General features: G+C 74.3%; 20 protein-coding genes. 14 read left to right on the forward strand and 6 right to left on the reverse strand.

What is annotated here, in order from left to right:
* Positions 1-182: 182 nt before the first annotated feature.
* The 5 genes from AB0M03_RS06620 to AB0M03_RS06640 all read left to right on the forward strand — a co-directional run bounded on the left by AB0M03_RS06620 (position 183) and on the right by AB0M03_RS06640 (position 4,476).
* Positions 183-716: a hypothetical protein gene (locus AB0M03_RS06620; protein WP_363489130.1), complete on the forward strand. Its 534-nt coding sequence runs from the start codon at positions 183-185 to the stop codon at positions 714-716.
* Complete coding sequence (locus AB0M03_RS06625; RefSeq protein WP_363489132.1) at positions 713-2,626, forward strand: ABC transporter permease; 1,914 nt, start codon at positions 713-715, stop codon at positions 2,624-2,626. Before AB0M03_RS06620 ends, AB0M03_RS06625 begins: the two co-directional genes overlap by 4 nt.
* A gap of 127 nt (positions 2,627-2,753) precedes the next feature.
* On the forward strand, positions 2,754-3,512 hold the full coding sequence (locus AB0M03_RS06630; protein ID WP_363489134.1) for an ABC transporter ATP-binding protein: 759 nt from the start codon (positions 2,754-2,756) through the stop codon (positions 3,510-3,512).
* Entirely contained in the window at positions 3,509-4,168 is a 660-nt protein-coding gene (locus AB0M03_RS06635; RefSeq protein ID WP_363489136.1) for an ATP-binding cassette domain-containing protein, read from the forward strand. Before AB0M03_RS06630 ends, AB0M03_RS06635 begins: the two co-directional genes overlap by 4 nt.
* 38 nt (positions 4,169-4,206) lie before the next feature.
* Complete coding sequence (locus AB0M03_RS06640) at positions 4,207-4,476, forward strand: hypothetical protein (RefSeq protein WP_363489138.1); 270 nt, start codon at positions 4,207-4,209, stop codon at positions 4,474-4,476.
* Between the two features lie 34 nt (positions 4,477-4,510).
* On the opposite strand, the gene AB0M03_RS06645 is transcribed toward AB0M03_RS06640, so the two are convergent.
* Together AB0M03_RS06645 and lpdA are read right to left on the reverse strand one after the other, a co-directional pair.
* Positions 4,511-6,007 carry a carboxyl transferase domain-containing protein gene (locus tag AB0M03_RS06645; RefSeq protein ID WP_363489140.1) on the reverse strand — a complete coding sequence of 499 codons (1,497 nt, stop codon included), beginning with the start codon at positions 6,005-6,007 and terminating at the stop codon, positions 4,511-4,513.
* A 128-nt stretch (positions 6,008-6,135) separates the two neighbouring features.
* Positions 6,136-7,542 carry a dihydrolipoyl dehydrogenase gene (gene lpdA / locus AB0M03_RS06650; protein WP_363489142.1) on the reverse strand — a complete coding sequence of 469 codons (1,407 nt, stop codon included), beginning with the start codon at positions 7,540-7,542 and terminating at the stop codon, positions 6,136-6,138.
* 167 nt (positions 7,543-7,709) lie between these two features.
* On the opposite strand from lpdA, the gene AB0M03_RS06655 reads away from it, so the two are divergent.
* Positions 7,710-9,848 carry an MMPL family transporter gene (locus tag AB0M03_RS06655; RefSeq protein WP_363489144.1) on the forward strand — a complete coding sequence of 713 codons (2,139 nt, stop codon included), beginning with the start codon at positions 7,710-7,712 and terminating at the stop codon, positions 9,846-9,848.
* A gap of 84 nt (positions 9,849-9,932) precedes the next feature.
* On the opposite strand, the gene AB0M03_RS06660 is transcribed toward AB0M03_RS06655, so the two are convergent.
* Complete coding sequence (locus tag AB0M03_RS06660) at positions 9,933-11,555, reverse strand: FAD-dependent monooxygenase (RefSeq protein WP_363489146.1); 1,623 nt, start codon at positions 11,553-11,555, stop codon at positions 9,933-9,935.
* Between the two features lie 324 nt (positions 11,556-11,879).
* Here AB0M03_RS06660 and AB0M03_RS06665 point away from each other — a divergent pair, with 324 nt between their 5' ends.
* The 7 genes from AB0M03_RS06665 (at position 11,880) to AB0M03_RS06695 (ending at position 17,059) form a co-directional block, all read left to right on the forward strand.
* A complete protein-coding gene (locus AB0M03_RS06665; RefSeq protein WP_363489148.1) occupies positions 11,880-12,977 on the forward strand; it encodes a SchA/CurD-like domain-containing protein in 1,098 nt (365 codons plus the stop codon).
* 76 nt (positions 12,978-13,053) lie between these two features.
* Positions 13,054-13,473, forward strand: a complete 420-nt coding sequence (locus AB0M03_RS06670) for a cupin domain-containing protein (protein WP_363489150.1) — start codon at positions 13,054-13,056, stop codon at positions 13,471-13,473.
* Positions 13,470-14,735: a beta-ketoacyl-[acyl-carrier-protein] synthase family protein gene (locus AB0M03_RS06675; RefSeq protein WP_363489152.1), complete on the forward strand. Its 1,266-nt coding sequence runs from the start codon at positions 13,470-13,472 to the stop codon at positions 14,733-14,735. The genes AB0M03_RS06670 and AB0M03_RS06675 overlap by 4 nt, the downstream gene beginning before the upstream one ends.
* Positions 14,732-15,979, forward strand: coding sequence for a beta-ketoacyl synthase N-terminal-like domain-containing protein (locus tag AB0M03_RS06680; RefSeq protein WP_363489154.1), 1,248 nt, complete (start codon positions 14,732-14,734; stop codon positions 15,977-15,979). The genes AB0M03_RS06675 and AB0M03_RS06680 overlap by 4 nt, the downstream gene beginning before the upstream one ends.
* 30 nt (positions 15,980-16,009) lie before the next feature.
* Positions 16,010-16,264 (forward strand): acyl carrier protein, encoded by a 255-nt coding sequence (locus tag AB0M03_RS06685; protein ID WP_363489156.1) that lies wholly within the window; start codon positions 16,010-16,012, stop codon positions 16,262-16,264.
* A gap of 4 nt (positions 16,265-16,268) precedes the next feature.
* On the forward strand, positions 16,269-16,724 hold the full coding sequence (locus AB0M03_RS06690) for an SRPBCC family protein (RefSeq protein ID WP_363489158.1): 456 nt from the start codon (positions 16,269-16,271) through the stop codon (positions 16,722-16,724).
* Positions 16,721-17,059, forward strand: a complete 339-nt coding sequence (locus tag AB0M03_RS06695; RefSeq protein WP_363489160.1) for a TcmI family type II polyketide cyclase — start codon at positions 16,721-16,723, stop codon at positions 17,057-17,059. Before AB0M03_RS06690 ends, AB0M03_RS06695 begins: the two co-directional genes overlap by 4 nt.
* A 196-nt stretch (positions 17,060-17,255) precedes the next feature.
* Here the strand turns inward: AB0M03_RS06695 and AB0M03_RS06700 are convergent, their stop codons facing one another.
* From AB0M03_RS06700 to AB0M03_RS06710, 3 genes are all read right to left on the reverse strand, one after another.
* Complete coding sequence (locus AB0M03_RS06700; protein ID WP_363489162.1) at positions 17,256-18,293, reverse strand: methyltransferase; 1,038 nt, start codon at positions 18,291-18,293, stop codon at positions 17,256-17,258.
* Positions 18,294-18,384: 91 nt separating this feature from the next.
* Positions 18,385-19,446 carry a right-handed parallel beta-helix repeat-containing protein gene (locus tag AB0M03_RS06705; RefSeq protein WP_363489164.1) on the reverse strand — a complete coding sequence of 354 codons (1,062 nt, stop codon included), beginning with the start codon at positions 19,444-19,446 and terminating at the stop codon, positions 18,385-18,387.
* 355 nt (positions 19,447-19,801) lie between these two features.
* Positions 19,802-21,154 carry a DUF2252 domain-containing protein gene (locus tag AB0M03_RS06710; protein WP_363489166.1) on the reverse strand — a complete coding sequence of 451 codons (1,353 nt, stop codon included), beginning with the start codon at positions 21,152-21,154 and terminating at the stop codon, positions 19,802-19,804.
* 194 nt (positions 21,155-21,348) lie between these two features.
* Between AB0M03_RS06710 and AB0M03_RS06715 the strand changes: the two genes are divergently transcribed.
* On the forward strand, positions 21,349-22,119 hold the full coding sequence (locus AB0M03_RS06715; RefSeq protein WP_363489168.1) for a hypothetical protein: 771 nt from the start codon (positions 21,349-21,351) through the stop codon (positions 22,117-22,119).
* Positions 22,120-22,243: the final 124 nt, after the last annotated feature.

A 22,243-nucleotide genomic window follows, 5' to 3' on the forward strand; every position in this document is an offset into this window, starting at 1 on the left:
CCGCCCTCCCGCCGGTGGCCCCGGTCACTCGTGTCGTGGCTGCTCCGGGTCGGAGCTGTGGTCCGTGCTGCGGCGCCGTATGCCGCAAGTGACACTATGAAGGCCGATAGGCTGACGAACCGCAAGAGGAGCTGACAGAACAGTAGAATATCGAGAAATCTGGACAGTACGGAGAAATCTGGATGAACCGGATTCCCCGGCCGAGCGCCGCCGGGCTGCTGCGGGCACTGCGCGAGTGGCCCGGCTGGTTCACGCTCGCGGCCGGCGCCGTGCTGTGCGTCCTCGGGTGGTACGGCGTCTCCGGGGAGGAGTTCGCGGCGCGTCAGCTGCCCTACATCGCCTCCGCGACCGCCCCCGGCGCGGCCCTGATCGTGGCCGGCGCCGTCCTGATCGCCGTCCGCCGCCCCGGTGCCGGGCCCGGCGAGCAGACCGACCGGCGGCTGGAGCAGCTGTACGCCCTGCTGGTGACCGAGACCCCGGCTGCCGCACCCGAGGAGGACGGCGGTGGCCCGCCGGTCGGCCTGCCCGACGGCACCCTCTACCACCGCCGGGACTGCCCCCTGGTGTCGGGCAAGACCGGCGCCGAACCCGTCGACGCCCGGGCCGTCCGCGACCGCGGCCTCACCCCCTGCCCGGTCTGCGACCCCGGACCGCCCGCCGGGGCCGCCGAGCCCGGCCCCGAGCCGCCCGGCGGGCCCGGAACGGCCGACGGGTGAGCGACAGCCTCGGCCTGACCGCCGACCTCGCCCTCGCCGGCCTCTCGGTCGGCAGTGCCGCCGCGCTGAGCGGCGTCGGCCTGGTCGTCACCCACCGCGCCACCGGGGTGCTCAACCTCGCCCAGGGCGCCCAGGCCGCCGCCACCGCCTACCTGCTGCGCGAACTCGTCGTCGTCCGCGGCTGGCCGCTGCTGCCCGCCGCCGCCTTCTGCCTGCTGATCGCCGCCCCCGCCTTCGGCGTCCTGCTCGACGCCGCCGTCTTCCGCCCCCTCCAGCGGCGCGGCGCCGGGGCCGGCGAGACGATGGTCGCCGGCATCGGCGTCTTCGTCCTGCTCATCGGCACCGTCATCCTGCTGTGGGGCACCGCCCCGCTCGCCGACGCACCAGCCCTCGTCCAGCCCCGGCACCTCGCCGACCTGGGCGGGCACGTGCTCCGCCTGGACACCGCCGTCCAGCTCGCCGCCCTGCTCGCGGTCGCCGGCGGCGTCGGCCTGGTCACCCGGTACACCGCCTTCGGCACCCGGCTGCGTGCCGTCGTCGACAACCGCGGCCTCGCCGAACTCGCCGGCATCGACGCCGACCGGATCTCCGCCGCCGGCTGGGCCTTCGGCTCGTTCACCGCCGGACTCGTCGGCATCCTGCTGGCGCCGTCCCTGCTGCTCGACCCGTACGGCCTGCCACTGCTGGTCATGGAGACCATGGCCGTCGCCGTCGCCGCCCGGCTGCGCAGCCTTCCCGTGGCCGTGGTCACCGGACTCGCGCTCGGCGTCGCGCAGAGCGAACTCACCCGGCTGCGCCCCGCCGGGCAACTGCTGCCGCTCGCCCAGGCCGTGCAGGCGAACCTGTTCACCGTCGCCCTGCTGGTCGCCGCCCTGCTGCCCTGGCGCGGAGCCGTCGACGACACCGGCCTCGCCCCGGCCGGCGCACCGCGCATCGAACGCGGCTCGGCCGCCGTCAAGGCCGTCTGCACGGTCCTCCTGCTGCTGCCGCTCGGCTTTCGCAGCGAGGACCTGCGCCACGCCCTGGTGGTGCCCGCCCTCGCCCTCGTCCTGCTGTCGATCGTCGTGGTCACCGGCTACGGCGGGCAGGTCTCGCTCGGCCAGGCCGGGTACGCGGGCCTCGGCGGGCTCGGCACCGCCCTGCTGATGTCGGGCCGGGTCCCCGGCGTGCCGCCGCTGCCCGCCGTCCCGGCGCTGCTGCTGGCGGTCGCCGTCGTCGTCCCGCTCGGCGTGCTCACCGGCTGGCCCGCCATCCGCCGCCGCGGCCTCGCCCTGGCCCTGGTCACCTTCGCGGTCGGCACCGCGCTCAGCCGCCTGGTCTTCAACCAGCCGTACGCCACCACCGGCCTGGTCGTGGAGCGCCCGGAGTTCCTCGCCGGGGACGGCGCCTTCTACACCGCCGAACTGGTGCTGCTCGGCCTCGGCCTGCTGCTCGTGCGCAACCTGCACCGGGGGCGGCTCGGCCGCGCGCTCACCGCGATGCGCGACCACCAGGCCGGCGCCTCGGCCGCCGGGGTGGACGTGCCCCGGCTGAAACTGCTGGTCTTCATGGCCGGCGCCGGGCTGGCCGCACTCGGCGGCGGCCTGCTGACCCTGGCCGGGCGAGCCTTCTCCGCCGCCGCCTTCGACCCGATCCAGGGCCTGCTGTGGTTCGCCACCGTGGTCGTGGTCGGCGCCGACAGCGCGGTCGGCGCCGTCTTCGCCGCGGCCCTGCTGGTCGGCCTGGACACCGGCACCGTCCCCGGCATCTCCGCCGTCGTCGTCGGCGGCCTCGCCACCGCCCTCGGCCGCATGCCCGGCGGCCTGGCCGGCCTCGCCCGCCGCCTCGCCGTCCGCCCCGCCCCCGCCCCTCCCCGCCTCAGCCCCCTCGGCGAATCCCTCCGCCACCGCCTCGAGGACCGCCCCCGGTGACCGCCGACCTCCTCAGCGGCGGCGCAGGGCTGACGCAGCCAGGGGCGCTGGGGGCACCTCCCGGCCGGAGGCCGGGGGCGAACTGCGCAACCCCGGTCCGGTCACCCGTACGAACCAAGGCCCACCCATGTCCTCCCTCCCAACCGGCCTCACCGCTCAAGGCCTCGTCCGCCGCTTCGGCGGCATCGCCGCCGTCGACGGAGTCGACCTGGAGGTCCCTCCCGGCCGCATCACCGCCCTCGTCGGTCCGAACGGCGCCGGCAAGAGCACCCTCTTCGACTGCCTGTCCGGGGCCGCCCGCCCCGATGCGGGCCGCGTCCTCCTGGCGGGCCGCGACGTCACCCGGCTGCCGGACCACGCCCGCGCCCGCCTCGGCCTGGCCCGGACGTTCCAGCAGATCGCCGTCTTCCCCGGCCTGACGGTCGGCGAGAACGCCCGCCTCGGCGCCGAGCAGGGCCCCGGCGGCACCGTCCGCGGCCTCCTCGGCCTGCCCGCCCGCGGCGGAGGGGCCGCCCGCGAGGCCACCGACCGGGCGCTGCGGCTGTTCGGCCTGGACGCCGTCCGGGACTGGCCGGCGGACCGGCTGCCGACCGGTGCGCTGAGGCTGCTGGAGCTGGCCCGGGCGCTGGCGGGCGCGCCGAGCGTGCTGCTGCTGGACGAGCCCGCCGCGGGCCTGGACCTGTCGCAGGCGGCCCGGCTGGGCTCGGTGCTGCGGGCGCTCGCGGCGGAGGGCGTGGCGCTGCTGCTGGTGGAGCACGACGTGCAGCTGGTCGGGCGGCTCGCGGACACGGTCTGTGTGATGGCGCAGGGCCGGGTGCTGGCGAGCGGCCCGACGGCGGAGGTGCTGGCCGACCCGCGGGTCGCCGGTGCGTGGGGCGAGGCATGAGCGTCGAGGTGCAGCTGCGTGCGGTCCGGGTGCGGTACGGGCTGCTGGAGGCGTTGCACGGGGTCGACCTGGCGTGTCCGGCGGGCCGGGTGACGGTTCTGCTGGGACGCAACGGCGCCGGCCGGACGACTGCGCTGCACACGCTGGCCGGTGCGGTGCGGCCGGCGGCCGGGCGGGTGCTGTGGGCGGGCCGGGACGTGACCGCGCTGTCGGCGTACCGCCGTGCGCGGCAGGGGCTGGCGCTGGTGCCGGCGGAGCGGGCGGTGTTCGCGAGCCTCACGGTGGCGGAGAACCTGGGCCCGCGGGCGGCCGCGGTCGAGGCGTACTTCCCGGAGCTGGTGCCGCTGCTGCCACGCCGGGCGGGCACGCTCTCGGGCGGCCAGCAGCAGATGGTGGCGCTCGGCCGGGCGCTGCTGGCCGGGCCGCGGCTGCTGTTGCTGGACGAGCCGGACCGCGGGCTGGCGCCGTCGGTGGCGGCCAGGTTGCACGGGCAGCTGCTGGAGGCGGCGGACGAGGGACTGACGGTGGTGCTGGCGGCCCAGTCGCTGCCGGGGACGCTGGCCGGTGCGGGGGTGGTGCACGTGCTGCGGCGCGGGCAGGTGGTGTTCAGCGGCGAACCGAGCGAACTCCTGTCCGGTCCGGTCGGTCTAAGCTGACCGTCGAACAGGAGTGTTCCGAACGACGGGGGTTGACGATGGGAATCCTGGACGGGATCGGCCGGCTGCTCGCCGACGCCGAGCTCGCCGAGCTGGGCGAGGAGCTGGAGGCGCTGGCCGCGGAGGTCGGCCGGATCGCCGAGGAGCTGGACCGCGCCCGGCACTCCGTCCACTGGACGGGCTCGGCCGCCGACGCCTTCCAGGAGCACGCCACCAAGCGGATCAAGGACCTGCACGGGGTGGTCCGCGAGCTCGAGGGCGCGGCCTCCGCGTCCAAGGCCGTCGCCACCCTCGGCGGACTGCTCTGACCGCTTCCCGCGCCTGACGTGCACCCGGCGCCCGTCAGCCGTCCGAGGCCCGCCGGTCGCCGAGCCGCCGGTTCCTGGCCGCCCGCGCGGCGAGCCGCTGCTCGACCGGGACGTCGGCCAGCGCGCCCAGCGCCAGTGCGACGGCCCGGCCGATGCGGGCGCCGAAGGGCGCGGGCTCGTCGGCGGCGTCGGGGTGCTCGGGGACGACCTCGTCGACCAGGCCGACCGCCGCCAGGTCGTAGGCGCCGATCCCCTGCGCGCGGGCCAGGTCGGCGGCGTGGTCGCCGTCCCGGTGGACGATCGCGGAGGCGCCCTCGGGCGGCAGCGGCGCCAGCCAGGAGTGCTCGGCGGCGATCACCCGGTCCGCGGGCAGCAGTGCCAGCGCCCCGCCGCCGGAGCCCTGGCCGAGCAGCACCGCCAGCACCGGTGTGCGCAGCGAGGTCAGGGTGCTGAGGCAGTGCGCGATCTCGATGGCGATGCCGTCGAGTTCGGCCTGGACGGACAGCTCCGCGCCGGCCGTGTCCACCACGGTCACCAATGGCAGGCCCAGCTGCTGGGCCGTCCGCGCCGTCCGCCGGACGGCCCGCAGGTCGGCCGCGGTGAACGGGCGGTCCCCGCCGCGCTGCTGCCCGACCACCACGGCCGGGCTGCGCCCGAACACGGCCAGTGCCCGGACGAGTGCCCCGCTCTCGCCGCCGGGCGCGCCCAGCAGCACGTACTCGTCGGTGGCGGCGTCCAGCAGCTCGCGCGCGCCCGGCCGGTCGGCGCGGCGGGTGCGGCGGACGGAGTCCCAGGCGTCGGCGGTGGTGCCCGCCGGGCGGTCGGCGGCCGGCTGCGGCTGGCGGACGGGCCGGGAGCCGAGCGCGGACAGCACGCGCAGCACCCGTTCGCGCAGCTCCTCGGGCGGCAGGACGGCATCGACCAGGCCGCGGGCGGCGAGGGTCTCCGAGCGCTGGACGCCGGGCGGCAGCTGGACGCCGCGCAGCTCCTCGTAGACGCGCGGGCCGAGGAAGCCCAGCCGGGCGCCGGACTCGGCGAGCACGACGTGGCCGAGCGTGCCCCAGGAGGCGAACACCCCGCCCATGGTGGGGTTGCGCAGGTAGGTGAGGTACGGCAGGCCCGCCGCCTGGTGGGCCTGGACGGCCGCGGTGACGCGGACCATGCACAGGAAGGCCGCGGAGCCTTCCTGCATCCGGGTGCCGCCGGAGACCGGGAGGGCGAGCACGGGCAGGCGCTCCTCGGTGGCCCGTTCCACCGCGCGGGTGATCCGTTCGGCGGTGGCCACCCCGATGGAGCCGCCGAGGAAGCCGAACTCGGAGGCGACCAGGGCCACCGGCACGCCGTCCAGCAGCGCCCGGCCGGTGGTGACCGCCTCGTCCAGGCCGGTGCGGGCCGCGGCCTTCGCCAGGGAGGCCTCGTACGCGTCGTCCGCGCCCGGGTGGGCGACCGGTTCGTCCCAGCAGCGGAAACTGCCCGGGTCGGCCAGCAGCTCGACCAGCTCGCCGGCGGTCAGACCCCGTTCGTCGCCCACGCGCACCCCCGTGTCCTGCGGGCGCGGCGGGCACCCGTCCGCGCCCAGGGTACGGGCTGCGCCGGCGGCCGGCGGTGGCGGCCCGGTGGACCGTCACCGCCGGCCGCGGAGAGTGCCGCGGCGGTCGATCAGAAGTTGATCATGTGTCCGGCCAGGCCGTGCACGGCCTCCTTGACCGCCTCGCCGAGCGTCGGGTGGGCGTGCACGTTGCGCGCCACCTCGTGCACCGTCAGGTCCCACTGCTGGGCCAGCGTCAGCTCCGGCAGCAGCTCGGTGACCTCGGGGCCGATCAGGTGGGCGCCGAGCAGCTCGCCGTGCTTGTTGTCGCTGATCAGCTTGACGAAGCCGGCCGCGTCGCCGAGGCCGTGCGCCTTGCCGTTCGCGGTGAAGGGGAACTTCACCACCTTGACGTCGTAGCCCTGCTCGCGGGCCTGCGCCTCCGTCCAGCCGAAGCTGGCGATCTGCGGCTGGCAGTACGTCGCCCGCGGGATCATCACGAAGTCCAGCTCCATGGTCTCCGCGCCGGCGATGGTCTCCGCCGCGATGACGCCCATGGACTCGGCCGCGTGCGCCAGCATCAGCTTGGCCGTGACGTCGCCGATCGCGTAGATGTGCGGCACATTGGTGCGGCTGCGGCCGTCCACGGCGATCGCACCGCGCTCGGTCAGCTTCACCCCCGTGCTCTCCAGGCCGTAGCCCTGGGTGCGCGGCGCGAAGCCGATCGCCTGGAGCACCTTGTCGGCCTCCAGCACCTTCTGCACGCCGTTCTGCGTGACGGTCACCCGCACCTTGGCGTTCGGGTCGGAGTCGTCGATCGCGTCCACCCGGGTCGACGTCAGCACCTCGATGCCGAGCCGCTTGTACCGCTTCGCCAGCTCCGCCGAGACCTCCGCGTCCTCCAGCGGCACCACCCGGTCGAGGAACTCGACGATCGTCACCTTCACGCCGTAGTTGTGCAGCACGTACGCGAACTCGACGCCGATCGCGCCGGCGCCCGCGATGATGATGCTCTCCGGCAGGGTGTCGCTGAGGATCTGCTCCTCGTACGTGACGACCCGCTCGCTCAGCGAGGTGCCCGGCAGCAGCCGGGTGGTGGCGCCCGCCGCGATGATGCAGTGGTCGAAGGTCACCGTCTCGACGCCGCCCGCGGTCAGCGAGACCTGCAGGGTGTGGTCGTCGACGAAGGTGCCCCAGCCGTCGAACTCGGTGATGCCGTTCTTCTTCGTCAGGTAGTGGATGCCCGCCACCCGGCCCTCCGCGACCTTGCGGCTGCGCAGGAACGCCTCGCGGTAGTCGAAGCTGACCGTGCCCTCGACCTTGATGCCGAAGGTCTTGGCCTCCTTGGTGAAGATGTGCGCCAGCTCGGCGTTGCGCAGCAGGGCCTTGGACGGGATGCAGCCGACGTTCAGGCAGACGCCGCCCCAGTACTTGGTCTCGATGACCGCCGTGCGAAGCCCGAGCTGCGCGGACCGGACCGCGGCGGTGTATCCGCCCGGGCCCGCACCCAGGACCACGACGTCGAAGTGTGAGCTCATGAGCCACACGATAGACCTCGCCGGCGCTCGGCGGGCGTACCGGTGCCGGCCGCCCGATCCGTCACCGACCGCGCGCCGGTGGCATGCTGGGAGAGGCCGTGCGCCCCGCACGCCGGGGCACCGGGTGCGGCCGAGGGAGCAGCCGAGGGCCCGCAAGGGGGTACCCGATGAGCCCGTCCGCAAGGCTTGCCGCACTGCCGTGCGGCAGGCGCGCCAAGTGGGTGGTGCTGGCGTTCTGGCTGGTACTGCTGGTCGTCGCCTTCCCGCTGGCCGGCAAGCTCACCGACGCGGAGGACAACGAGGCCAGCAGCTGGCTGCCCGGCAACGCCGAGTCCACCCAGGTGCTGAACGAGCAGCGCGTCTTCTTCCCCGTCGACATCGCCCAGGCCGTGGTCGTCTACCAGCGCGACAGCGGCATCACCCCGGCCGACCGGGCCGAGGCGGCCGAGGACGCCGCGGCCTTCGCCGGCGCCCCGCACGTGCGCGGACCCGTCATCGGCCCGCAGGTCTCCGCCGACGGGAAGGCCATGCAGACCGTGGTGCCGGTCGACATCGGCACCGGCGGCTGGCGCGACCTGCCGTCCGCGGTCGACAGCTTGCGCGAAACCGCCGCCGAGAACAGCAACGGCATGTCCACCCACGTCACCGGCCCGGCCGGCATCGGCGCCGACCAGTCCGAGGCCTTCGAGGGCATCGACAGCACCCTGCTGTTCGCCACCGTGACCGTGGTGATCGTGCTGCTGCTGCTCACCTACCGCAGCCCGGTGCTGTGGCTGCTGCCGCTGCTGTCGGCCGCGGCCGCCCTGTTCGTCGCCGAGGCCGTCATCTACCTGCTGGCCGCACACGCCGGCCTGACCGTCAACGCGCAGAGCGCCGGCATCCTGATCGTCCTCGTCCTGGGCGCGGGCACCGACTACGCCCTGCTGCTCACCGCCCGTTACCGGGAGGAACTGCGCAGACACGAGGACCGGCACGAGGCGATGGCCTTCGCCCTGCACCGGGCCGGTCCGGCGATCCTGGCCAGCTCGGCGACCGTGGTCGCCTCCATGCTGTGCCTGATGGTCGCCGAGATGAACTCCACCAGCGGCCTCGGCCCGGTCTGCGCGATCGGCGTCCTGGTGGCACTGGCCGCCATGCTCACCCTGCTGCCGGCCTCGCTGGTGATCGTCGGCCGCTGGGTCTTCTGGCCGGTGCGCCCCGCGTACGGCACCCCCGAACCCACCCGCACCGGCCGCTGGGCGCACATCGGCACCTGGATCGACCGCCGCCCCCGCCAGGTGTGGATCGGCACCGCGGTGGCACTCGCCATCTGCAGCATCGGCCTGGTCTCGCTGAACGCCACCGGCCTGAGCACCGCCGGCACCTTCACCGGCAAGCCCGACTCGGTGGTCGGCCAGCAGGTCCTCGCCGAGCACTTCCCGGGCGGCACCGGCGCCCCGCTCACCGTGATCAGCAAGGCCGCCGACGCCCAACAGGTCAGAACCGTCACCACCGCCACCGAGGGCGTCGCCGGCGCCACCCCCTACCTGGTCAAGGGCGACCAGGCGCTCTTCCAGGCCACCCTCGACGACCCGCCGGACAGCCAGGCCGCGAAGGACACCGTCGACCGCGTCCGGGCCAATGTCCACGCCCTGCCCCAGGCCGACGCCCAGGTCGGCGGCAACACCGCCGTCGTCCTCGACGCCGGGCGCGCAGCCGGGGACGACAACCGCATGATCATCCCGATCGTGCTGGCCGTGGTGCTGGCCGTCCTTGCGGTACTGCTGCGCGCCGTCGTCGCCCCACTGGTGCTGATCGCCACCGTGGTCCTCTCGTACACCGCCGCGCTCGGCATCAGCGCCTTCGTCTTCACCCACGGCTTCCACTTCGAGGGCGAGGACAACGCCTTCCCGCTGTTCGTCTTCGTCTTCCTGGTGGCCCTGGGCATCGACTACAACATCTTCCTGATGACCCGGGTCCGGGAGGAGTCGCTGCACCGCGGCACCAGAGCCGGCGCGGTCGCCGGCCTGGCCGCCACCGGCGGCGTGATCACCTCGGCCGGCCTGATCCTCGCCGCCACCTTCGGCGTCCTCGGCACCCTGCCGATCGTGGGCTTCGCCGAGATCGGCTTCGCGGTCGCCCTCGGCGTCCTGCTGGACACCCTCGTCGTCCGCTCCGTCCTCGTCACCGCCCTCACCATGGACCTCGACCGCCACATGTGGTGGCCCAGCCATCTCAGCCGAAGACCGGCTGTGCCACCGGGGGCCACGACATCAGGGGGCAGCACGTCAGGGGCGCGGGGAACTGCGCAATCCGGAGGCGGGTGACCGTACGAACCAGGGTTCGCCCCGAGTCCGTACGGTGGCCTGCTCCCGAACCGCGCAGTTCTCCGCGCCCCTACGGATTGCCCGTCAGCCCAGGGACAGCACTTCCTTCAGCACCGCCGTCAGGACGGCCTCCGGGGCGCCCGTGGTGCCCGCCGAGCGCCAGGCCACGAAGCCGTCCGGGCGGACCAGCACGGCGCCGTCCGCACCGACGCCGTACGTGCCGGCCCAGTCGGCGCCCTCCTCGGGCTCCAACTCCAGCTCCGCACCGACCCGGTAGCCCGCCAGCGGAACCCCCAGCCGCTTCGCGGCCAGTTCGCCCGCCTCGTGCCAGGCATCGGCGGCCGGCCCGGCCAGCAGCACCGGCACCTTCTCGAACAGGTCCAGGGTGGAGATCCGCACCCCGCCCCGCCGCAGCCACACGTGCGGCGCCCGGCTGCCCGGGGAGCCGTCCGCCGCCAGCCGCTCCGGCACCGCCGGGCCGTCCGCGTCGGCACCGACCACCGCGCCCAGCGGGTAGCGGTAACCCAGCACCACCGACAGCACGTTGCTCTGCCGCCCGCTGCCCGGCGTCACGTCGTACCCGGGGTGCTTGTGCTCCGCCGAACGCGCCGTGGCCCGGGCACTGGTCGCCTCCGCGACCGGTCGGCGCTCCCGCCCGTACGACTCCAGCAGCCCCGGGCCGGCCCAGCCGCCGAGCACCGCCGCCAGCTTCCACGCCAGGTTGTGGGCGTCCTGGATGCCGGTGTTGGAGCCGAACGCGCCCGTCGGCGACATCTCGTGGGCGGAGTCGCCGGCCAGGAACACCCGGCCCACCGAGTACCGCTCCGCGACCCGCTGCGCCGCGTGCCACGGCGCCCGGCCGGTGACCTCCACGTCCAGGTCCGGCACGCCGGCGGCGGCCCGGATGGCCGCGGCGCACCGCGCGTCGGTGAACTCTTCCAGCGCCTCGCCGTTCTCCGGGTGCCACGGAGCGTGGAACACCCAGTGCTCCCGGTTGTCCACCGGCAGCAGGGCGCCCGCGCCCCGAGGGTCGGTCAGGTAGCAGGCGATGAAGCGCCGTTCGCCCACCACGTCGGCCATCCCCTTCGACCGGAAGGTGATGCTGACGTTGTGGAACAGGTCGCCGGGGCCGGTCTGCCCGATCCCCAGCTGCTCACGGATCGGGCTGCGCGGCCCGTCCGCCGCGACCAGGTACTGCGCCCGGACAGTCTCCTCCTCGCCGGTCTCCCGGTTGCGGAGCACCGCCGTCACCCCGTCGGCGTCCTGCTCGAAGGAGACCATCCGGGTGCCGAAGCGGATGTCGCCGGTCATCGTGCGGGCGTGCTGGAGCAGCACCGGCTCCAGGTCGTTCTGGCTGCACAGGCACCAGCCGGTGGGGCTGAACTTCTTCAGCGCGCCGCCCGGGTCGATCTCCTTGAACAGCCATTCCTGGTCGTCGCCGGAGAGGGTGTCGGCCTGCAGGATGCCGTGGTTCTCCGCCAGCACCGAGGCGGCCTCCTTGATGGCGGACTCCACGCCCGCCACCCGGAACAGCTCCATCGTCCGCACGTTGTTGCCGCGTCCGCGGGGGTGGTGCGAGGTGGCGGCGTGCTTCTCCACCAGCAGGTGCCGCACCCCCAGCCTTCCGAGGAACAGCGAGGTGGACAGCCCCACCAGGGAGCCGCCCACGATCAGGACGGGCAGCCGGCCGTCGGCGGTTGGGTTCATCTGTGACTCCAGTCGTTCGAAGGGCCCGGCTTCCAATGTCCCCGCCACCCGTGCGTGCCCGCGCGGCCGGTTGCGCCCATGGCCGCGCCTTTTCGCTCGGATGGGTTCCTGCCCTCGCACGATCGGTGACGGACCGCCACGATCGAGCTCAGTCCTCGTGACCGGACCACGTCCGGGCCCGCTGTCACCGACACCGGGCCGGGCGAGCGACCGAACCGGCCGGAGCCCCGCCGAGGGGCGGCCGTCCGATCCCCCACACCCGCGGCCGGCCGCCGCTGCACCGCGGCCGCGCAGCGACCCCTTCCTTCGAGCAGACGAGTGATGATGACGACCCTCACCGAACCCCTGACCGACGCCCACCCTGCCGCGCTCGCCGTCCCGCGCCTGCGCGTCGTCCTCATGTGCGACGTCATGGACGGCGCCCAGGAACGCTTCCTGACGGCCTATGAGCAGCTCCGCCACCAGGTCGCCGCCGTTCCCGGCCACGTCAGCGACCAGCTCTGCCAGTCCATCGAGGACCCGTCCCAGTGGCTGATCACCAGCGAGTGGGAGAGCGCCCAGCCCTTCCTCTCCTGGGTCGACAGCGAGGCGCACCGCGAGATGGTGAAGCCGCTGCACGGCTGCGTCCGCGACACCCGCTCGCTGCGCTTCAGCATCATGCGGGAGACCGCCGGCGACCACACCTACGACTTCGCCGCACCGGTCTCCGACGGCGTCGTCCGACACGCCCTCACCTTCACGGTCAAGCCCGGCAGCGAGAAGAAGGTCGCCGGGATCCTCTCCGGCTACACCTCGCCCAAGGCCCAGGTCGACGAGCGGACGCGGCTGCTGCGCACCTCGCTCTTCATGCAGGGCAACCGGGTCGTCCGCGCCGTCGAGGTCGCCGGCGACCTCGGTGCCGCGCTGCGCCACGTCGCCCAGCAGCCCGAGGTCCGCGCGGTCGAGGAGGCCATCAACCCGTATCTGGAGGAGGCCCGCGACCTCGGCAACCCCGAGTCCGCCCGCGCCTTCTTCATGCGGGCCGCGCTGCCCGCCGTGCACCGCGTCGCCTCCCCGGACGCACCGACCGCCCCCGTCCAGCGGTACGCGCTGCGCTACCCGGTGAAGTCCGGCTGCGGCGCCTCGGTGGTCGGCCTGCTGGCCCGTCAGGACCGCCAGGCGGTCGACGAGGGCTCGCGCCTCGTGGCGAGCACCATCTTCCACCGCGACGACGTGGTCGTCCGGGTGCTCGACTTCGCCGGCCCGGCCGACGTCGACCCCGCGGCCGCCCTCGGCATCGCGGGCCCGCGCGCCGCCGGGGTGCTCGCCCGCCTGCTGGAGCTCGAGGAGCAGCACGACCTGCGGTCCGCGGCGGGCATCGGCCGGCTGCTCGCCGACTGCACCATGCAGGCGGTCACCGACCGCTCCTCCCAGAGCGTCTGACCGGCGCCGACGGGCCGGCAGCGGCGCCGCACGCCCCTCAACTCCCATCCCTGCAAAGCCCTCTGGAGAAGCAACCATGACCACCAAGTTCCCACGCATCGTGCACGTCGACGACGCGCCGCCGAACACCCGACGCGGCGGCGACCTGCGCGCCATGCTCACCCCGACGACGGTGGGTGCCACGAGCGGCTTCATGGGGCTGGCGATCGTGCAGCCGGGCGACCGGATCGCCGAGCACTACCACCCCTACTCCGAGGAGTTCGTCCTCGTCGTCCAGGGCGAGCTGGAGGTCGACCTCGACGGCGAGCCCTTCCGGCTCAGCCCCGACCACGGCCTGCTGATCCCGATGAACATGAAGCACCGGTTCCGCAACGTCGGCTCCACCGAGGCCCGCCTGGTCTTCCACCTCGGCCCGCTCGCACCGCGGCCCGAGCTCGGCCACGTCGACACCGAGGAGGCCCCGGCGCCGCCGGAACCGGCCGAGGCCGTTTCATGACCCGGCGGGTGGTGGTCACCGGGCTAGGCGTCGTCGCCCCCGGAGGGGTGGGCGTTCCCGCGTTCTGGGAGCTCCTCACCGCCGGACGCACCGCGACCCGCGGCATCACCTTCTTCGACCCGGCGGGATTCCGCTCCCGGATCGCCGGCGAGTGCGACTTCGACCCGTACGCCGCGGGCCTGGACGCCGAGGAGGTGGCCCGCTGCGACCGGTACATCCAGTTCGCGCTGGCCGCCGCCGCGGAGGCCGTCCGCGACGCCGGGCTCGACCTCGCCGCCGAGGACCCCTGGCGGATCGGGGTGTCGCTCGGCACCGCGGTGGGTGGCACCACCCGGCTGGAACACGACTACGTGGGCGTCAGCTCCAAGGGCGCCCGCTGGGACGTCGACCACCGCGGCGCCGGGCCGCACCTGCACCGGGCCTTCACGCCCGCCACGCTCGCCTCGGCCGTCGCCGAACAGGCCGGCGCGCACGGCCCGGTGCAGACCGTCTCCACCGGCTGCACCTCCGGGCTCGACGCCGTCGGCTACGCCCTGCAGGCCGTCGAGGACGGGCGGGTCGACGTCTGCATCGCCGGCGCCTCGGACTCGCCGATCTCCCCGATCACCGTCGCCTGCTTCGACGCGATCAAGGCGACCTCGGCGCGCAACGACGACCCGGAGCACGCCTCCAGGCCGTTCGACGCCACCAGGGACGGCTTCGTCCTCGGCGAGGGCGGCGCCGTGCTCCTGCTGGAGGAGTACGAGCACGCCCGGCGCCGCGGCGCCCGCATCATCTGCGAGATCGGCGGCTTCGCCACCTTCGGCAACGCCTACCACATGACCGGCCTCACCCAGGAGGGCCGGGAGATGTCGGAGGCGATCGACAAGGCGCTCGCCCATGCCCGGGTGAACGCCGACGACGTCGACTACGTCAACGCGCACGGCTCCGGCACCAAGCAGAACGACAGGCACGAGACGGCCGCCGTCAAGCGCTCGCTCGGCGCCCACGCGTACGGAACGCCGATGAGCTCCATCAAGTCGATGGTCGGCCACTCGCTCGGCGCCATCGGCGCCATCGAACTGGTCGCCTGCGCCCTGGCGCTGAAGCACGGCGTGGTGCCGCCCACCGCCAACTACGAGACCCCGGACCCGGAGTGCGACCTGGACTACGTGCCGAAGACCGCCCGTGAGCTGCCGCTGCGGCACGTGCTCTCGGTCGGCAGCGGCTTCGGAGGCTTCCAGTCCGCGGTCGTCCTCAGCAGAGAGGGGGCACGGACATGACCTCCGACCCGCCCGACCGGCGGACGGTGGTGACCGGCATCGGGGTGGTCGCGCCCAACGGTGTCGGCGCCGACGACTTCTGGAAGGCCACCCGTGAGGGTGCCAGTGTCATCGGCCCGATCACCCGCGAGGGCTGCGGGCAGCTGCCGCTGCGCGTCGCCGGCGAGGTCCGCGGCTTCGACGCGGAGGCCGCCGTCGAGGGCCGCTACCTCGTCCAGACCGACCGGTTCACCCACTACGCCATGGCCGCCGCCGACCTCGCCCTCGAGGACGCGCGGCTGCGGCCCGACGAGAACTCGCCGTTCGCCACCGGCGTCGTCACCGCGGCCGGCTCCGGCGGCGGCGAGTTCGGCCAGCGCGAGCTGCAGAACCTGTGGGGCGACGGCCCCCGGTTCGTCGGCCCGTACCAGTCGATCGCCTGGTTCTACGCCGCCAGCACCGGCCAGATCTCCATCCGCGGCGGCTTCAAGGGGCCCTGCGCCGTGGTGGCCAGTGACGAGGCCGGCGGCCTGGATGCGCTGGCGCACGCGGCGCGCACCATATCCAGGGGCGCCGACGCGGTCGTCGTCGGCGGCGCCGAGGCACCACTGGCCCCGTACTCGATGGTCTGCCAGCTCGGCTACCCCGAGCTCAGCCTCGACGACGACCCCGCCACCGCCTACCTCCCGTTCACCGGGCGGGCGTGCGGCTTCGTCCCCGCCGAGGGCGGCGCCATGTTCGTCCTGGAGGACGAACGGGCCGCCCGCCGCCGCGGCGCCCGCATCCGGGCCGAACTCGCCGGGCACGCCGCCACCTTCACCGGGGCGTCGCGCTGGGCCGAGTCCCGGGAGGGCCTCGCCCACGCCATCCGGGCCGCACTCGAACAGGCCCGCTGCGCCCCCGACGAGGTCGACGTGGTCTTCGCCGACGCCCTGGGCGTCCCGGAGGCCGACCTCGCCGAGGCCCGGGCCATCGCCGACGTCCTCGGCGGCCACGCGGCACGGGTGCCCGTCACGGCGCCCAAGACCGGCACCGGCCGCGCCTACTGCGGCGCCCCGCTGCTGGACGCCGCCGCGGCCGTCCTGGCCATGGAGCAGGGCTTCGTCCCGCCCACGCCCAACGTCACCGAGGTGGCGTACGACCTCGACCTGGTCCGCGGCCGGGGTCGCACCGCGGAGCTGCGCACCGCCCTGGTGCTCAGCCGCGGGCTGATGGGCTCGAACGCGGCCCTGGTGCTGCGCGCCGGCGCTGCCCGGCCGTCCTGACCGGCCCTTCCCCGAACACAGGAGAACCCGATGACCCACGCCCTCACCCACGGCGAACTGGCCGCGCTCATCAAGGGCCGGGCCGGCATCAGCGTCGACCCGGTCGACCTGGAGCGGCCCGGCGCCACCTTCGAGGAGTTCGGCGTCGACTCCCTCGCGCTGCTCGGCATCGTCGGCGAGCTCGAGAACAAGTACGCCCTGCCCATCACCCCCGGCGCGGAGATGTCCAAGACCCCGCAGGACTTCCTCGACGCCGTCAACGCCTCTGCCACGACGGGAGCCTGACACCATGCCCGGCCACACGGACAACGAGATCCTCATCAACGCCCCGATCGACCTCGTCTGGGACGTCACCAACGACCTGGAGGGCTGGCCGCAGCTGTTCAGCGAGTACGCCTCCGTCGAGGTGATCGACCGCGAGGGCCCGAAGACGACCTTCCGGCTGACCATGCACCCCGACGAGAACGGCACCGTCTGGAGCTGGGTCTCCGAGCGGGAGACCGACCGCCAGGGGCTGACCGTCAGGGCACGCCGGGTGGAGCCCGGCCCGTTCGAGTTCATGAACATCCGGTGGGAGTACTCCGAGCGGCCCGGCGGCACGCTGATGCGCTGGGTCCAGGACTTCGCGATGAAGCCCACCGCGCCGGTCGACGACCACGGCATGACCAACCACATCAACCGCAACTCGCGGATCCAGATGGAGCTCATCAAGGAGAAGGTCGAACTGCGGGCGGGCGTGCGGTGAGCGGGACGTACCGCTCGCTCATCGTCGCCCGGATGCGGCCCGGCTCCGGCGACGACATCGCGGGCATCTTCGCCGACTCCGACCGCGGCGAACTGCCGCACCTGATCGGCGTCACCGGCCGCAGCCTGTTCCAGTTCGAGGACCTCTACCTGCACCTCATCGAGGCGGACCGGCCGCCCGGGCCGTCCGTCGCCCAGCACGTGAAGCACCCGGAGTTCCGCCTCGTCAGCGAGCGGCTCACCGCCCACGTCCAGGCGTACGACCCCGCAACCTGGCGGGAGCCGAAGGACGCGATGGCACGCGAGTTCTACCGCTGGGAGCGGCCCGCGGGCTGACCCGTCGAAGAGCGCCAGGGCGCCGGCCGACCACCCGTCGGACCGGCGCCCTGACGCTGCGCCGTGCCCGGCAGCCGTGCCGGGCGGCTGTGCCGGGCCGCTCCGGGATCGGCGGGGGCTCGCGGCGGCGGCTTGCGTCGGGCGCACGAGGAGGCCCGCCGGCGCTCTGCCGGCGGGCCTCGGTGCGGGGCGGGGATCAGCCCTCGACGACGCTCTCGAAGGCGTGCAGGTACGGGTTGACCGGGCGGACCTCGTCGACCCGCAGGCCGGCCTCGGACATCAGCCCGAGCATGCTCTCCCGGGTGTGCTTGGCGCCGCCGACGTTGAGCAGCAGCAGGAGGTCCATCGCGGTGGTGAACCGCATCGAGGGGCTGTCGTCGACGAGGTTCTCGACCACGACGACCCGGGCGCCCGGGCGGGCCGCGCCCACCACGTTCGCCAGGGTGCGGCGGGTGGACTCGTCGTCCCACTCCAGGATGTTCTTGATCAGGTAGAGGTCGGCCTTCACCGGGATGTCCACCCGGCAGTCGCCGGGCACCAGCCGGGCCCGGTCGGCCAGCGAGCCGCCCGGCCGCAGCCGCGGATCGGCGTCCGCGACCACCTGCGGCAGGTCCAGCAGGGTGCCGTGCAGGTGCGGGTGCTTCTCCAGCAGGCCGGCCAGCGCGAGGCCCTGGCCGCCGCCGATGTCGACCACGCTGGAGACGCCGGACAGGTCGTCCAGGAACGCCACCAGGTCGGCCGCGGACTGCCGGCTGGAACTGCTCATCGCCTTGTCGAAGACCCTGGCGGACTCGCCGGCGTCGTCGTGCAGGTACTGGAAGAACTCCTTGCCGAACATCTCGGGGAAGATGTTGCGGCCGGTGCGGACGGCCTCGTCCAGACGGGGCCAGGCCTCCCACGTCCACGGCTCGGTGCACCACAGGGCGATGTACTTCAGGCTGTTGGGGGCGTCCTCGCGCAGCATCCGCGACATGTCGGTGTGCGCGAAGCGGTCGTTGTCGGTCTCGGTGAAGATCCCGTAGCTGGCGAGGGCGCGCAGCAGCCGGCGCAGCGGCTTGGGCTCGACCTTCAGCGCGGCGGCCAGGTCGCGGACGGGGGCCGGGTTCTCGCCGAGTGCGTCGGCGACGCCGAGCGAGGCCGCGGCACGGACGGCCGCGGCGCAGGCGGCGCCGAAGACGAGCTCGCGCAGACGCATCGCCGCGGGCGGGGAGGGGGACTGGGCGCTGGCGGACATGGAACCGCCTTTCGTGCGGGGGCTGGGTGCCCGGGGGAGGTGGTGGTCTGCGGTGCGGTCGTCCGACGGGCCGCCGGCCGGCCGGCGGCGGTCAGCAGTGGCCGGCGGGCTCGGAGACCCTGCAGGTGTTGCGGGACCAGGTGTTGTCCGCGCCGGTGTCGCGGTCGGCCAGGTCGGCCGGGCCGTTGTCGCTCAGCACGTTGCGGGTGACGGTGATCCGGTTGTTCGGGGTGCCCACCACGCTGGCGAACAGCACGATGCCGCCGGACATCGGCGAGTCGCCGCGGTTGCCCTCGATCTGGTTCTCCGTGACCAGGGAGTCCTCGGCGCCGGTGAAGAGGATGCCGGTGCCCTGGATGAACGCCAGCCGCGGGTTCGGCGGGCAGTACTTGTTGTTCTCGTGGATGTAGTTGCGGCGCACGGTCAGCGCGCCCGCCTTCGGCACGCCCTCGTCGCCGACCACGAAGACGCCGCCGCAGTTGCCGCTGATGTCGTTGGCGTCCACGGTCAGCTCGCGGGCGCGGCGGACGACCACGCCGATCCGGTTGCCCTCCAGGCGGTTGCCGCGGATCACCGTGCCCTGGGTGTCGATCGCGCCGCCCTCGTGCGCGATCGAGTTGGCCAGGAAGATGCCGGCCTGGACGTTGTCGGTGGCCTCGTTGCCGGTCAGCGTGGCGCGGATCGACTTCTCCTGGCTGATCCCCTGGTTGCCGTTGTGGTGGGCGCCGACGTCGACGATCCGCAGGTGGTCGGTGTTGGAGGCGTCGATGCCGTTCTTCGGGAAGCCGGAGACGGTGAGCGAGTTGATCCGGACGTTCTTCACCTTCTCCGTGTCCGTGCCGGCCACGCAGATGCCGTGGCCGGCGGTGGCGCACGCGTTCCCGGTCTGGGCAGGGTCCGGGACGAGGACGGTCGAGTCGCCGGTCCCGCGCAGGGTGAGGTCGGAGCGGTTGATCAGGACGCTCTCGTGGTACGTGCCGGCCATCAGCTGGACGGTGTCGCCGGGGGCGGCCGCGTCCACCGCCGCCTGGATCGACTGGCCGGGGTAGACGGTGTGCAGGGAGGTCGCGGCATGGGCGGGCGGGACCGCCCCCAGGCTCGCGACGAGGGCGGCGACGCCGCCCGCGAGGTAGTGGGTCCGACGTTTGGACATGGAACGGTGGCCTGCTTTCCGGGGTACGGGGGTCGGGCGGGCCCCGGGATCGGGGCCCGGATGTGGGGGTGCGGACGGCCGGGCCAGGCGTTCTCCGGGCCCGGCCGCGCGGGGGCCGCGGGGTGCGTGGGGTTGCCGGGAGTGCGGGGGTTCTCGGGCGCGTGGGGGTGCGGTGGGGGTGCGGTGGGGTGCGCGCTGTGTGGGGCAGAGCGGGTGTGGGGAGGTGTGCGGGGGCACGGCGACGCAGGGAGTCTCCGCCCCACCGAAGCTAGGTCCGCCCCAGGTGGCCCGCCACTCGTGACCGTCCGACCGGTGACGTCCGCTCAGCTGACGGAGTGGTGGATGTGGCGGCCTGTCATGTTTCGGAGGCGGCCTCGACCGCGCCGGAGGCGATCGCCTCGACCAGCCGCGCATGGTCGGCGGCGTTGCGGACGGCGTACTGCACCGCGAAGTCGGCGATCGCCTCCTCGAAGACCGCGCCGCTGCCGAGGTAGCCGGCGATGGCCACCCGGTCGCCGGAACGGGCGTGCGCCCGGGCCAGGGCCGTCCCGCACAGGGCGCCGTACCGGGCGAGCAGGCCCGGCGACATCGCCTCGATCTCCGCAGAGCCCTTCATGTCGCGCAGCTGCCGCCAGTAGAAGTGCCGCGCCCGGGCGTCCGGTCCGCTGGTCCATCCGAGGAAGATGTCGCTCGCCGCCTGCATCAGCTTCTGGCCGGCCACCACCCGGTGCCCGTGGTGGTCGTGCGGACCGGACGGCAGGTGCTCCTCCAGGACGGACCGCTCCGCCTCCTTCAGCTGGAGCACCAGCAGGTCCTCCTCGTCCCGCCCCTCCAGCAGCACCACGAAGCAGCGGGTGCCCACACTGCCGACCCCGACGACCTTGGCGGCGGCGTCGATGAAGTGGAAGCGGTCCAGCAGGCCGCGGCGCTCCTCCGGCAGGCTCTCCCGGTAGCCGTTCAGGATGCTGTGCACGGTCTCGGCGTCCGGTGCCGGAATGCGGGTGATCAGCGGCGGCCGGGCCACGATCCGGCGGCGCCCGCCGCGGACCTCGGTCAGCCTGGCGACGGCGTGCAGACTGTCCCGGCGCCGCGCCGCGGCGAGCCTGCCCTCGGCCCGGCGGCGCTCCCCGCCGCGCAGCAGGGGCAGGATCTCGGCGGTGTCGATCCGCTCGTACCAGACGGCGAGCTCGCCCAGGCCGGCCAGCCGCCGCATCGACTCGCGGTAGACCCGGGCGGCCTCCCGGGCCGCTTCGCGCGCCTGGCCCTGCTTGGCCCCGATCGACCCGGCGGCCACCGCCAGACTGGCGGCCAGCCGCTTCACGTCCCACTCGAAGGGGCCCGGCAGCGTCTCGTCGAAGTCGTTGAGGTCGAACAGCAGCGCCCGCTCCGGCGAGCCGAACACGCCGAAGTTCAGCAGGTGGGCGTCGCCGCAGAGCTGCACGGTCAGCCCGGTGTGCGGCTGGAGCGCGAGATCGGCCGCCATCACCGCCGCGGCGCCGCGCAGGAAGGCGAACGGCGACACCGCCATCCGCCCGTACCGGAACGGGACGAGCTCGGGCAGCCGGGTCACCGCCTGCCGCCGGAGCAGCGTCACCGGGTCCGGCCGGCCCTCGGAGAAGGGCAGCAGGCCGTGGGACGAACGGGGCACCACACTGCGCACCGACCTGCCGCGCTCCGTGCGTTCGGCCGGCGTGGCGGGCTCGGTCATGGCTCCTCCGTCCGTGGGGCGCCGTTGACCGGCGTCGATCACTCCAGCGTCGGCCGCGGGCGGGCCGGGCGCAGCGGCTGGACCGCCGACCGGCGTAGGGCCCGCCCCGGCCACGATCGGATCGGCCGGAGGGCAGTCGTGTGCGGGCGGTGCGACCATCAGGGCAGGGGCGCGACCTTTCGGAAGGGGCCCTGATGCATGCCTTGCGGACGGCCTCACGGCCGGCCAGGCCCGGGCGGGCGAGGCTGCTGGCAGCCCCGCTGCTGGCCCTGGTCGTGGCGGGCGGGACCGCCTGCGGCGGGTCGGGCGGCGGCCCCGCCCCGACTCCGGGAGCCGCGGTGTCCTCCCCGCCCTCGCCCGGCGATCCCTCGTCCTCGGCCTCGGCGGTGCCGAGTTCGGATGACCTCAGGAACGCGCTGCTCAGCGTCGAGGACCTCGGCCCGGCCTTCGTCGAGTCGCTCCCGGCGAGCGGGTCCGGGGACTCGGCCACGGGCGGCTGCCCGCTGGTGACCGCGATCCTCAACGGCCAGGGCGCGCCCCGGCCCGGGGCCGTCCACGAGCAGGCCGAGTTCACCACGTTCGAGTCCAGCCCGTACGTCGGGGAGTCCCTGCTCGCCGAGGAGCAGCAGGCCCTGGCCGACGACCACGGCCGGGTGAGCGAGGCGCTCCGGAACTGCCACGAGCTGACCCTCGAGAGCGGCGCCACCGCGGTCACCTTCACGCTGACGCCGGTGCGCTTCGGCGGGATCGGCGCCACGGCGGTGCGGATGGACGGCGCCCTCGACGGCATCCTGCTCAACGGCTACCTCGCCGTCGAGCGGATCGGCCCCGCCGTCCTCACCTTCTGGTACTTCCAGGCGGGCGACGTCTCCTCCGAGCTGGCCTCCGTCGTCTACCGGGCGGCCGCGGACAAGGCGGTCCAGGTGCTGGTGGCCGGCACCGACGGGGCTTCCGCAGGGGTCTGACGGCGGGACCGGGGGATGCCGAAAAGCGGAGATGCGGGCCGGGGTGATCCCGACCCGCATCTCCGCGTCTGTGTCCGAGGGGGGACTTGAACCCCCACGCCCGATAAAGGGCACTAGCACCTCA

Origin of the sequence: Kitasatospora sp. NPDC051914 (assembly GCF_040680995.1) — a bacterium.
GTDB lineage: Bacteria > Actinomycetota > Actinomycetes > Streptomycetales > Streptomycetaceae > Kitasatospora.